11 protein-coding genes are annotated in these 11,668 nt (G+C 70.0%); 7 read left to right on the top strand and 4 right to left on the bottom strand.

Features of this window, described 5'->3' with window-relative positions; translation table 11 throughout:
* Positions 1–19: 19 nt before the first annotated feature.
* Positions 20–235, bottom strand: a complete 216-nt coding sequence (locus ABIE45_RS15500) for a hypothetical protein (RefSeq protein WP_192708701.1) — start codon at positions 233–235, stop codon at positions 20–22.
* Between the two features lie 403 nt (positions 236–638).
* Here ABIE45_RS15500 and ABIE45_RS15495 point away from each other — a divergent pair, with 403 nt between their 5' ends.
* The 3 genes from ABIE45_RS15495 to ABIE45_RS15485 are packed head-to-tail and all read left to right on the top strand — an operon-like array spanning position 639 to position 2,779.
* A complete protein-coding gene (locus ABIE45_RS15495) occupies positions 639–1,769 on the top strand; it encodes a trypsin-like peptidase domain-containing protein (RefSeq protein WP_192708700.1) in 1,131 nt (376 codons plus the stop codon).
* On the top strand, positions 1,766–2,014 hold the full coding sequence (locus ABIE45_RS15490; protein ID WP_192708699.1) for a hypothetical protein: 249 nt from the start codon (positions 1,766–1,768) through the stop codon (positions 2,012–2,014). Before ABIE45_RS15495 ends, ABIE45_RS15490 begins: the two co-directional genes overlap by 4 nt.
* A 3-nt stretch (positions 2,015–2,017) precedes the next feature.
* The gene (locus ABIE45_RS15485) at positions 2,018–2,779 is read left to right on the top strand and encodes a DnaJ domain-containing protein (protein ID WP_192708698.1); all 762 of its coding nucleotides are present in this window, start codon (positions 2,018–2,020) and stop codon (positions 2,777–2,779) included.
* Between the two features lie 89 nt (positions 2,780–2,868).
* Here the strand turns inward: ABIE45_RS15485 and ABIE45_RS15480 are convergent, their stop codons facing one another.
* Positions 2,869–4,338, bottom strand: a complete 1,470-nt coding sequence (locus ABIE45_RS15480) for a D-alanyl-D-alanine carboxypeptidase (protein WP_192708697.1) — start codon at positions 4,336–4,338, stop codon at positions 2,869–2,871.
* 542 nt (positions 4,339–4,880) lie between these two features.
* Between ABIE45_RS15480 and clpS the strand changes: the two genes are divergently transcribed.
* From clpS to ABIE45_RS15460, 4 genes are all read left to right on the top strand, one after another.
* Positions 4,881–5,267 (top strand): ATP-dependent Clp protease adapter ClpS, encoded by a 387-nt coding sequence (gene clpS / locus ABIE45_RS15475; protein ID WP_192708797.1) that lies wholly within the window; start codon positions 4,881–4,883, stop codon positions 5,265–5,267.
* Positions 5,268–5,304: 37 nt separating this feature from the next.
* Entirely contained in the window at positions 5,305–7,788 is a 2,484-nt protein-coding gene (gene clpA / locus ABIE45_RS15470; RefSeq protein WP_192708696.1) for an ATP-dependent Clp protease ATP-binding subunit ClpA, read from the top strand.
* A 91-nt stretch (positions 7,789–7,879) separates the two neighbouring features.
* Entirely contained in the window at positions 7,880–8,164 is a 285-nt protein-coding gene (locus ABIE45_RS15465; protein ID WP_192708695.1) for a hypothetical protein, read from the top strand.
* Between the two features lie 50 nt (positions 8,165–8,214).
* Positions 8,215–9,528, top strand: coding sequence for an NAD(P)/FAD-dependent oxidoreductase (locus ABIE45_RS15460; protein ID WP_192708694.1), 1,314 nt, complete (start codon positions 8,215–8,217; stop codon positions 9,526–9,528).
* A 47-nt stretch (positions 9,529–9,575) separates the two neighbouring features.
* Here the strand turns inward: ABIE45_RS15460 and ABIE45_RS15455 are convergent, their stop codons facing one another.
* Positions 9,576–10,640, bottom strand: coding sequence for an adenylate/guanylate cyclase domain-containing protein (locus ABIE45_RS15455; RefSeq protein ID WP_192708693.1), 1,065 nt, complete (start codon positions 10,638–10,640; stop codon positions 9,576–9,578).
* Positions 10,641–10,677: 37 nt separating this feature from the next.
* The gene (gene egtD, locus ABIE45_RS15450; protein ID WP_192708692.1) at positions 10,678–11,667 is read right to left on the bottom strand and encodes an L-histidine N(alpha)-methyltransferase; all 990 of its coding nucleotides are present in this window, start codon (positions 11,665–11,667) and stop codon (positions 10,678–10,680) included.
* Position 11,668 lies beyond the last annotated feature (1 nt).

The following is an 11,668-nucleotide window of genomic DNA, read 5'->3' as shown; positions in this document are numbered from 1 at the left end:
TGTTCGACCGCTGGGGTCGTCAGTTCAGGTAGGTGCGGATCCAGTTCGGCGAGAGGATCTCGCCCTCTTCGGTGATGATCCAGGGCTGCTTGGCCGGGTCGGTCAGGGCGCCGGCGGCGGCGGCGATCGCCTCGCGCAGCGTGTCAAAGCGCTCGGGCTGCGCGAGCGGGGCGCTCGCCGGGGCCGTGCGCCAGATCGTCAGATCCGCGGGCCGTTCCAGAGCTTCGGTTTCCATGTGTACGCGTCCTTCCGAACCGTTTTGGACCGTTCAGATCACCGCCGTCGGCCCGAGCCGAGACGCGGCGGGGATCGATGGTCTGAGCGTCAAAGCAAGCATCTCTGCGGCAGTTTTGCGATCAATTCGGGCGGATTTCGAAGCCAGCAACCGGTGCAAATGCACGAGGGAAGGCTGGGTCCGGTGTTCCATCGCCGTCTTGAACACATCCGAGCTGCCGTGGACTTGCGAGAATTGTGGTCCTCGAAAGATGACCATTCCGTTAGCCAGTTTGCGCCGCTCGCCGACGTGCGCCAGAACACGTCTGAGGCCTGTCGGCAGCGGCGCCTGTCTGTGTTGACGCCCTGAAGCTGAACGCGCACTTAAGACCCGCGCCCGCCCCGGGCCTTCCCTGGAGACACCCGTGCCGGATCGTACCGTGCGCATCCTTCTCGCCGCGGTCCTGGTCCTGATGGCGCTCTATGTCGCCCAGCCCTACCTGCAGCCGCTGCTCTACGCGGCCAACACGCCCCGGGCTGTGACCGCGCGCGGCGATCTCGCGCAGTCGGAGAAGGCGACGGTGGCCCTGTTCGAGCAGGCGAGTCCGTCGGTGGTCCACGTCTTCGCCCAGGGTGCGGCCCAGAACCGCGACCTGCTCGACCTCGATGAGGACGGTGGCGAGCAGGGCAACACGCAGACCGGCACCGGCTTCGTCTGGGACGGCGCTGGCCATATCGTGACCAACACGCACGTGGTGCAGAACGCCGCGCAGAGCGGCGGCTCCGTCTCGGTCCGCCTCAGCGACGGCGCGGTGGTGCCCGCGACGCTCGTCGGGATGGCGCCGTCCTACGACCTGGCGGTCCTGCAGCTCGGGCGCGTCACGAACATGCCGCCGCCCCTGGCGATCGGCACCTCGGCGGATCTCAAGGTCGGACAATCGACCTTCGCGATCGGCAATCCGTTCGGCCTCGACCACACGCTGACGACCGGCGTGATCAGCGCCGTCCGCCGCCGGATGCCGACCAGCGAGGGGCGTGAAGTGTCCGGCGTCATCCAGACGGATGCGGCAATCAATCCCGGCAATTCCGGCGGCCCGCTTCTCGACTCCGCCGGCCGGCTGATCGGCGTCAACACCGCCATCGTCTCGCCGTCGGGGGCGAGCGCCGGGATCGGGTTCGCCATTCCGGTCGACGTGGTCAACCGGATCGTGCCGGAGCTGATCAAGGCGGGACGCGTGCGCAATCCGGGCATCGGCATCATCGCCGCCCAGGAGGCCGCCACCGCGCGGCTCGGCATCGACGGTGTGGTGATCGTGCGGGTCCTGCCCGGGTCGCCGGCGGCCCAGGCAGGCCTGCGCGGCGTCGATCCACAGGCCGGCGACATCGGCGACGTGATCGTGGAGGCCAACGGCCGCCCGGTCCATCGCTTGGCCGATCTGACGGCGGCCATCGAGGGGGCCGGTCTCGGTGCTCCCGTGACGCTGAAGGTCGAGCGCGACGGCCGCATCCGGCAGGTGCGTGTCACGACGGCGGATGTGGCGGAGAACCGTCGATGAAATCCTCTCTCCTCGCTCTTCTCGTCGGGCTGACGGCCGCGGCCGCGCAGGCTGGCGAGCCGCCGGTGCGGTCACGCCTGTGCCCGGAGAACCTGCCCGAAGGCGTCCGGCTGCCGCCGCAGCCCGGCTGTGACGCCATCGCCGCCAAGCCGAAGTCGCGGCGTGACGGCGTCTACGATTTCGGCAATGGGACCACCGTGCAGATCGGCGGCCGGGCTTCGGCCACGTACGGCGCGCGGCGCTGAGCGATGACGCTGCTTGCCGGTCTGCTCGCCTGCCTGACGCTGTGGTGGCTCTCGAAGAGGAGCGACGGTCTCGGTCGGCGGCTGAAGCGCGCCTTCGGCCAGGGGTTCGGTGCCGCCCTCGGCCGCGCGCGGCTGCCGACCTTCGGCGCCTTCGCGCTCCTGGCGGCGGGCTTCCTGCTGCTCCGGGGAAACCTCGTCCTCGCGGCGCTTCTCGGTCTCGGCGGCGTCTGGCTGATCGAGGGGCAAGCCTCGATGACCGAACGGCTCCGCCGCCTGGTCCGGCCGGCTTCCGGCCGTGACCCCCGCGCCCCTCAGGACCGGCGCGTCCGCACGGTTCTGATCGACGCACTGCTGCACCCGGACGGCAGCCTGCGCACCGCGCGGGTCCTGTCCGGGCCGGATATCGGCGCGTGGCTCGAGGGTATGCCCACCGGTGCGGTGGTCGATCTGCTGCGGCTCTGCCGCCAGCGCGACGCTGCGGGCGCCGCCCTGCTAGAGCCGTATCTCGACCGCCGGGCGCCCGGATGGCGTGTAGACGCTGAGCGCGATCGAGACCCGCGGCCGGGCCGTCCGCCGAACCCAGGGGCGATGACGCAGGAGGAGGCGTACCAGGTCCTGGGGCTTCAGCGCGGGGCGACCGCTGAGGAGATCCGGTCGGCCCACCGGTCTCTCATGAAGCGCGCCCACCCCGACCAGGGCGGCAGCGCCGAACGGGCGGCGCGCGTCAACGCGGCCCGGGACAGGCTTCTGAACCGACATCGCTAAACTCCACGCGCGTTGTCAGAGAGTTACCGTATGCAGCCGCGGGCGAACTCAGCCGCGGCATGACCCTATCGGCGCGGCTTGCAGCGCCGTCAGCTCCGGGTCGCGAAGCAGCTGAAGCCGCTGCGCTTCAGGGCCGAGCAGGCTTCCTGGGCGGAATCCTGCTCGGCGAAGCCCGAGAAGCGGGCGCGGAACAGCGTCGTGCCGCCGTGCTCGACCTTGACCGTGTAGGGGGCCGCCTTGGCGAGGCTGCCGCCGACCTTGGCGCGCGCCTCCGAGAGCATCGACCGGGCCTTCGTCTCGTCGTCCATGGCGCCGAGCTGGATCACCCAGGCGGAGGGCACGACGCGGGCGCCGGAGACGGCCTTCGGCGGCTCGTCGCGCTCGACCGACGCCACCCGGGCGGCCGACTTGGTCGCGCCCGGGAACGGCGGCTGCGCGCTGCTGGCGCCGGCATAGGCCTGCGCGGCCTTCGGGACGCCCTGCGGGCCGGGCTTCCAGGTGCCGCCGGGCGTGGTAGTCTTGGACGGGGCGAGATCGAGGGGCTCGCCGGTCGTGCCCGTGGTCTCGACATCCTCGTCGTCGGCCGAGGCGACCTGCGTGCGGGTCCGCGAGACCGCGTCGGCGACGACCGCCGGGCGGGCGCGCTCGGCAACCTCGGTGACCGGCGGCGCGGTGCGCGCACCGGCATAGGCCCGCGGCAGGCTGGAGCGGACGAGGTCGGCCATGATTCGGTCGCGGCTGGCGCCGGACTTTCCGCCGAGCACGATCGCCACGATCTGGTGGCCGTCGGACTTCGCGGCGGTCATCAGATTGAAGCCGGAATCACGCGTGTAGCCGGTCTTGATTCCGTCCACGCCCTGGACGTTGCCCAGCAGGTGGTTGTGGTTGCCGATCACCCGGCCGCGGAACGCGAAGGAGCGCGTCTGGAAGTAGCGATAGTAGTGGGGGAAGCGGTCCTGGATCGCCCGGGCCAGCAAGGTCAGGTCGCGGGCGGTTGTGAGCTGATCCGGGTCCGGCAGGCCCGAGGCATTGGCGTAACGCGTCCGGCTCATGCCGAGCGCGTGCGCCTTGGCGGTCATCATCTGCGCGAAGCGCTCCTCGGAGCCGGCGATGTTCTCGCCGATGGCGCAGGCCACGTCGTTGGCCGACTTGGTCACGATCGCCTTGATCGCGTCCTCGACCGAGATGGTCTGGCCGGGACGCAGGCCGAGCTTCGAGGGTGCCTGTGCGGCGGCATGGGCCGAGATGCTCAGCTCGGAGTCGAGGGCGAACTTGCCGCGCTCCATCTGCTCGAACAGCATGTAGAGCGTCATCACCTTGGTGATCGACGCGGGATGGCGCAGGGCATCCTCGTTGATCGCGTGCAGGGTCTTGCCGCTCTTCACGTCGACGACCATCGCGGCGTAGGGCGGATTGTAGCCGCCGCCGGTGCGCGCATGGTGATGGTGGCGCCCGCGCCGGGCCTCGGCCGGCGAGGCCAGGGCTGTCAGGACCGCCGCGGCCGCGAGGGCGGCCGGCAGCACGGGGATCGTCCGGGAGCGGCCTACTACGCTACGCATCACGCCTGATTGCCTCGCGAAACCGGCGCGCGCCGGTCATGTCCCCTGGTGGCCCGCGCTGGTCGCGTGGCCCCGATGCATCATCGGAGAGTTAGGCAAGTGCAGTTACAGGCCCGTTAATGCGATCGGCTCGAATGCCGGATCGTGTCGATCCAACGGTCGCTTATTGTCCTTACCGGCCGTGGCTTGACGCTGGCTGACGCGGCGCACAAATCTGTATCGGGCCGCTGGGGCCGGCCTGGCTGGGCCGGTTGCGGTCCGGAGATCGGCCATGCAAGCCAAGCTCGGCCGCGCTCGCGAGCGCGGTTTGTCGCAAGCGTTCGGGCCTGCGCGGCGCCAGCGCGCCAGGCATGCGCGGCAAACCTTCCCGGACGGGCGGACAAGTGCGCACAGGCGTCTGGCGAAGTCGGCTCACCGTCTGTAGATTAACGGAAGCGGAGCCGAGCGCCGCTCCCGGCGAGGCCGAGACAAACGCGGCTTTTCGGGCTGGCGACGCCCGCTCCAGTTGAGGGATCGGTTCGACGCACATGAGACAGGTCCCCATGCAGGGCACCGCGAGTTCCACGAAGGGTCACTGGCCGGCGCGCATCGCGATCACGGCGTCCGGGTCGCGCGCGCCAGGCGGTGACGACCGCTCCAACACCGCGATCATCACCCGCACGAAGCCGCGGACCAAACGGCCGAGCCTCTACCGGGTGCTCCTTTTGAACGACGACTACACGCCCATGGAGTTCGTGGTGCTGGTGGTCGAGCGGTTCTTCAACAAGAGCCACGAGGACGCCTACCAGATCATGATGCACGTGCATCAGAACGGGGTCGGCGAGTGCGGGGTCTTCACCTACGAGGTGGCGGAGACCAAGGTGACGCAGGTCATGGACTTCGCGCGCAAACACCAACATCCTCTCCAGTGCGTTATGGAAAAGAAATAGGCGCCGCTCGCGGTAGGCACCCACACAGAGGCCAGCTTTGCCAAGCTTCTCACGCAGCCTAGAACAAGCTCTCCACCGCGCCCTGGCGCTCGCGGGAGAGCGCCGGCACGAATACGCGACGCTGGAGCACCTCCTGCTCGCCCTCGTGGACGACCAGGATGCCGCCGCGGTGATGCGCGCCTGCAATGTCGAGATCGACACGCTCAAGCGCAGCCTCGTCGACTACGTCGATACCGAGCTGTCCAACCTCACCGGCGACGGGCGGCAGGATGCCAAGCCCACGGCCGGGTTCCAGCGCGTGATCCAGCGCGCGGTGATCCACGTCCAGTCCTCCGGCCGCGAAGAGGTGACGGGCGCGAACGTCCTGGTGGCGATCTTCGCCGAGCGCGAGAGCCACGCCGCCTACTTCCTGCAGGAGCAGGACATGACCCGCTACGACGCGGTCAACTACATCAGCCACGGCATCGCCAAGCGTCCCGGCGCCTCCGAGTCGAAGCCGGTGCGCGGTGCCGAGGACGAGGGCGCGGCGGAGCGGCCGAGCGACGAGGGTGATCCCCGCGGCGGCGCGAAGAAGAAGGGCGACGCGCTGGACGCCTACTGCGTCAACCTCAACAAGAAGGCGCGCGACGGCAAGATCGACCCGCTGATCGGCCGCGAGACCGAGGTCCAGCGCACCATCCAGGTGCTCTGCCGCCGGCAAAAGAACAATCCGCTGCTGGTCGGCGACCCAGGCGTCGGCAAGACCGCGATCGCGGAAGGCCTGGCGCGCAAGATCATCCAGCACGAGGTGCCGGAGGTCCTGGCCGACGCGACCGTCTTCTCCCTCGACATGGGCACGCTGCTCGCCGGCACCCGCTATCGGGGCGACTTCGAGGAGCGCCTCAAGCAGGTGATGAAGGAAATCGAGGCGCACCCGAACGCCATCATGTTCATCGACGAGATCCACACGGTGATCGGCGCCGGTGCGACCTCGGGCGGGGCGATGGACGCGTCGAACCTGCTCAAGCCCGCCCTGGCCTCGGGCACGCTGCGCTGCATCGGCTCGACCACCTACAAGGAGTACCGCCAGTACTTCGAGAAGGATCGCGCCCTGGTGCGCCGGTTCCAGAAGATCGACGTCAACGAGCCGTCGATCCCCGACACGATCGAGATCGTGAAGGGCCTGCGGCCGTACTTCGAGGAGTTCCACAAGCTCAAGTACACGACCGAGGCCGTGAAGGCCGCGGTCGAGCTGTCGGCCCGCTACATCAACGACCGCAAGCTGCCCGATAAGGCGATCGACGTGATCGACGAGACCGGCGCCTCGCAGATGCTGGTGCCGGAGGCGCGCCGCAAGCGCACGATCGGCATCAAGGAGATCGAGGCGACCATCGCCACGATGGCCCGGATCCCGCCGAAGACCGTCTCCAAGGACGACGCGGTGGTGCTCCAGCACCTGACCGAGAACCTGAAGCGCGTGGTCTACGGCCAGCCGAACGCCATCGAGGCGCTGACCTCGGCGATCAAGCTGGCGCGCGCCGGCCTGCGCGACCCGGACAAGCCGATCGGCTCGTACCTGTTCGCGGGCCCGACCGGCGTTGGCAAGACCGAGGCGGCCAAGCAGCTCGCCGCGTCGCTCGGCGTCGAGATGCTGCGCTTCGACATGTCGGAGTACATGGAGCGCCACACGGTCAGCCGCCTGATCGGCGCACCCCCCGGCTATGTCGGCTTCGACCAGGGCGGCCTGCTCACTGATGGGATCGACCAGCACCCGCATTGCGTGCTGCTGCTCGACGAGATCGAGAAGGCGCACCCGGACCTGTTCAACATCCTGTTGCAGGTCATGGACCACGGCAAGCTGACCGACCACAACGGCAAGCAGGTCGATTTCCGCAACGTCATCATCATCATGACGTCGAACGCGGGTGCCTCCGATCTGGCGAAGTCGGCCTACGGCTTCACCCAGAGCAAGCGGACCGGGGACGACGTCGAGGCGATCAACCGGCTGTTCGCGCCGGAATTCCGCAACCGTCTCGACGCGATCATCTCGTTCGGCCACCTTCCGAAGGAGGTCGTGGCGAAGGTGGTCGACAAGTTCGTCCTCCAGCTCGAGGCGCAACTCGCCGACCGCAACGTCACGATCGAGCTCTCGGACGAGGCCCGGGACTGGCTGGTGGAGCACGGCTACGACGACGCGATGGGCGCGCGCCCGATGGCCCGGCTGATCCAGTCGACCATCAAGACGCCGCTCGCCGACGAGGTGCTGTTCGGCAAGCTGAAGGACGGCGGCGCTGTCCGGGTGATCGTGCGCAAGCCGGAGGACGGCGAGGCCAAGGCCGGCGCCAAAGACAGCCTGGGCTTCGAGTTCCCGGCCGGTCCGGTGACGCCCAAGCCCGAGAAGGACGTGACCAACGTCGCCAAGCGCCACAAGCGCACAAAGCCCCGCACCGCGGCCCGGAAGAAGACTCCGAAGGACAACAAGGGCGGCGGTGGTTCGGGCGGCGTCCGGACCGTGCCGAAGGTGCCACTCGTGCGCGCCTAATGGTCCGCACGGCGGTCGGCGGCCTTCCGGAGTAGAAGCCGCCGGTCTATGACCGCCGCGACGCGCAAGCGCCGCGGCGAGGAGGCGCCCGATGACTGACAACCTGCACGAGGGCCCCCTCACCCCCGTCTCGCAGCCGGCGCCCCCGAAGAAGCTGACCCGGCGCGAGGAACGCCGCCGTCGCCGCCAGCGGCGTCGGCGGGGCGAGGAGGTGCTCGCCTGGATGCTCGTGCCGCTGATCTGCTTCGGTCTCTACTGGGGCATCAACGCGGGCTTCAACTTCTTCGGGACGTCGCCGGGGCAGGTCTGGGACCAGCTGATGCAGGTCAAGGCCATGATGGAGAAGCGCTCGGGCACGCAGGGCGCGCGCGGTTAGCGCGTCCTTCCGCGTCCGGTTGATCCAGGACGTTTCCGAGCAGAGGCGCCATGAGGCCGGCTCAGCCGACACCGACCCGACGCGCGATCATCGCCTCCGCATTGCTGGCCGCGCCGGCCCTGCGCGCGGCCGCGCGGGGCGGGACCGTGGTGATCGTCGGTGCCGGTTCGGCAGGTCTTGCAGCCGCGGCCGCGTTGCGTGCGGCGGGCCAGAGCTTCACTCTTGTCGAGGCGCGGGACCGGATCGGCGGCCGCGCCTTCACCGACCGGGCGCTCGGTGCGGACTGCCCGTTCGACGCCGGGGCCGAGTACATCCACTGGGCCGAGCACAATCCCTGGGCGCCGATCGCCCGTGCGGCCAAGACCCGCTTCGCCCGGGAGGACGGCTGGGCGCGCACCCTCACGATCGACGGGCGCCCCGCGACCGACGCGGAGAAGGCGGCCCGGCGCGCCGGCTTTTCCGGCCTCGACGCGCTGCTGGAGCCGAAGGGGGGCGATCCGTCGCTGGCCGAGGCCGCCCGGGCCGGTGGCCCGAATGCCGAGCTGGCAGCCGCGGGCCTGAGCCGGCTGTCCCTCGGTGAGGATCCCGAGCGGGTCTCGGCGGTCGATTACGACCGGCTCTGGTCCGGCACCGACCTGTGGGTCGACGGCTACGGCGACTTGGTGGCGCGGCATTTCTCGGACCTGCCGGTCAGTCTCGGCTGCGCCGTGCGGGCGATCGACTGGTCCGGCCGGGAGGTCCGGGTCGAGACGGCACACGGCACCCTGTCGGCGGCCGCCGTGATCGTCACGGTGCCCGTGGGCGTCCTGAAATCCGCTGCGATCCGGCTCACGCCAAGGCTTCCCGACGGTCCGCAGGCGGCTCTCGATGGGCTACAGATGGGCGCCTACACCAAGATCGGCCTGCGTCTCGATCCGGCGAAGATCGATCCGTCGGCGTTCGGCGATGCGGTCTCGATCGCGACCGGCGGCCCGACGCTGTATTTCGAGATGGGCCCGTTCGGGCGGCCCCTGGCGGTGGCCAATCTCGGCGGCGATCTCGCCCGCGACCTGTGCCGCGTCGGCGAGGCCGCGGCGGTGGCGGTGGCCACCGAACGCCTCGGCGCCGTCCTGGGCGAGAAGGCCAAGGGTGCCGTGCTGGCGGGCCGGCTTGCCGGTTGGTGGACGGATCCGCACGCCTGCGGATCGTACGCGATCGTCGCGCCCGGGCACGCCGCGGCCCGCGACCACCTGCGCGAGCCGGTGGGTGGGCGGCTGTTCTTCGCCGGTGAGGCCCTGGCCGGCGGTGGTGCCATGACGGTCGGCGGCGCGACCCTCGACGGCGAGCGCGCCGCCCGCGATGTGCTGAAGGCACTGGGCGCCTGATCTCGACTCCCGCCAGGAGGCGGGCTGGGCACCCCCGTGGGGCCGTTTCAGCCCGCGACCACCTGGCTCTGGATCGGCGCCACCGGCGCGGTGACGGGCGCACGGCGTCGGACAGAAGCGACGGTCATCGGCTCCTCACGGCCCCGCAGGGTGTGGGCGCCGAGATCCTCCGCTACGAGATCCGCCGGCAGCGGACCGAGCCGGCGCAGGAGATCGGCCGATACCAGCACGTGGACGCCGAGCGTCTTGGACAGTGCCTCCAGCCGGGCGGTGGTGTTCACCACATCGCCGAAATACGCGATCTTGTGCCGCTCCAGACCGATCTCGGCGGTGACCACGGGGCCGCAATGGAGGGCCGCGCGGAACTCCGGGACTTGCCCGAACCGGCGCCGCCACGCCTCGGACTCGGCGGCGAGGCGCGCGGCGAAATCGAAGACGCAGCGGAGGCACGCGGCGTCGCGGGTGCCCCGCTCCATTGTCCAGGTCACCAGCGCGAGGTCGCCGATATAATCGTCGATAGAGCCGCGCGTCTGCGAGACCGGCAGCGCCAGCGCGTTGAACACCTGCCCGAGATAGGCTTGGGCCTCGCGGTCACCGTAGCGGTCCGCGAAGCGCGTCGAGCCGGTCACGTCGAGGAACAGGAAGATCCGCTCCTCGCTGATCGGGCGGTGGTACCGGCCGATCAGCAGGTTGGCGAACACGCCCGGCCCGATCAGGTCGCGGACCCGGAACACGAACACCACGAGCGCCGAGATGCAGAGCGCGTAGAGCAGCCCGGTATCGGTCATCAGCATCGCGTTGCGCTCGCTGTACATGAACCGGAACAGGCGGTTCAGCACGGTGCTGGCGGCGGCGTTGCCGACGATGATCATCGCGACGTAGATCGCCACCGTGGCGAGCAGGAACAGCGGCGTGGCGAGGCTCCGGACGCGCTCGCGCAGCGCCGGTGCCAGGAGCCGGCGCTCGTAGAGCATGATCGGCGTGCCGATGATCGCGCCGCGGATCGCCGCGCCGGTCAGCGGGCCGACCTCGAAGATCGACCCGTAGACCAGGCCGGCCAGGGCGCCGAGGGAGGGCGCCACCACGTAGAACCAGGGCGGTCTGAAACGCACCGGCGCCTCCTCCGCGGTTCCGCTCGCCCGCGAACCCTCAATCCAGCCGGAGCGCGTGGACCGAGAACAGCCCCTGCGGGTCGGTCCAGACCTTGAGCCATGTCCAGCCGGCCCGCTCGGCCAGGGCCCGGAAGGTCGCGACCGTGTACTTGTAGCTGCTCTCCGTGTGGATCGTCTCGCCTTCCGCAAACGCGAAGGTGTCGGACCCGACGCGCACGTCCTGCGCGTTCCGGGCAACGAGATGCATCTCGATCCGTGAGGCCGACGGGTTGAACACGGCGCGATGGGTGAAGGCGTCGAGGTCGAAGCGGCCGGCGAGCTCCCGATTGATCCGGGTCAGGAGATTGAGGTTGAAGGCCGCCGTGACGCCAGCGGCGTCGTCATAGGCACGCTCCAGGGTCGCGGCGTCTTTAACGAGGTCGACGCCCACGATCATGTGGGCGCCCTCCCCCAGGATCCGCCCGAACCGGCGCAGCAGGCCCTCGGCCTCGGCGGGCTCGAAGTTGCCGATGGTCGAGCCGGGGAAGAAGCCCGCCCGCGGCAGACCGTCGAGGCTCTGGGGCAGGTCGAAGTCGCGGGTGAAGTCGGCGACCACCGGCTCGACCCGGAGATGCGGCAGGTCCGCCTTGAGGGCCTCGGCCTGGGATTTCAGGAACGTGCCGGACACGTCGACCGGCACGTAGGCGGCCAGCGTATCGAGATGCTCCAAGAGACGGCGAAGCTTCACGGTCGAGCCGCTGCCGAACTCCACCAGGGCGGCGTGCGCCGGCAGCAGCGCCGCGATCTCCGGCCCGCTCCGGTCGAGGATGCCGATCTCCGTGCGGGTCGGGTAGTATTCCGGAAGGCGCGTGATCGCCTCGAACAGGTCAGAGCCGGCGGCATCGTAGAAGTATTTCGGCGACAACGCCTTCTGGGGCCGGGACAGGCCCGCCCGGACGTCGTCGAGGAAGGCCAACGCGGCCGTTTCCGGCGCGGCCGTGTCGAGGGCGACCGGCGCCGCGTCGGGGAAGGTGGGCTTGATGGTCAAG

Origin of the sequence: Methylobacterium sp. OAE515 (assembly GCF_041806315.1) — a bacterium.
GTDB lineage: Bacteria > Pseudomonadota > Alphaproteobacteria > Rhizobiales > Beijerinckiaceae > Methylobacterium > Methylobacterium tardum.
The sequence above is the reverse complement of the archived record's forward strand: the minus strand, read 5'-3'. Positions and strand labels throughout refer to the sequence as shown.

Excerpts from the sequence above, each read along its gene's own strand:
- ABIE45_RS15500 (WP_192708701.1), bottom strand. The coding sequence starts at position 235 with ATGGAAACCGAAGCTCTGGAACGGCCCGCGGATCTGACGATCTGGCGC.
- ABIE45_RS15490 (WP_192708699.1), top strand. The coding sequence starts at position 1,766 with ATGAAATCCTCTCTCCTCGCTCTTCTCGTCGGGCTGACGGCCGCGGCC.
- ABIE45_RS15485 (WP_192708698.1), top strand. The coding sequence starts at position 2,018 with ATGACGCTGCTTGCCGGTCTGCTCGCCTGCCTGACGCTGTGGTGGCTC.
- ABIE45_RS15480 (WP_192708697.1), bottom strand. The coding sequence starts at position 4,338 with ATGCGTAGCGTAGTAGGCCGCTCCCGGACGATCCCCGTGCTGCCGGCC.
- clpS (WP_192708797.1), top strand. The coding sequence starts at position 4,881 with ATGCAGGGCACCGCGAGTTCCACGAAGGGTCACTGGCCGGCGCGCATC.
- ABIE45_RS15465 (WP_192708695.1), top strand. The coding sequence starts at position 7,880 with ATGACTGACAACCTGCACGAGGGCCCCCTCACCCCCGTCTCGCAGCCG.
- ABIE45_RS15460 (WP_192708694.1), top strand. The coding sequence starts at position 8,215 with ATGAGGCCGGCTCAGCCGACACCGACCCGACGCGCGATCATCGCCTCC.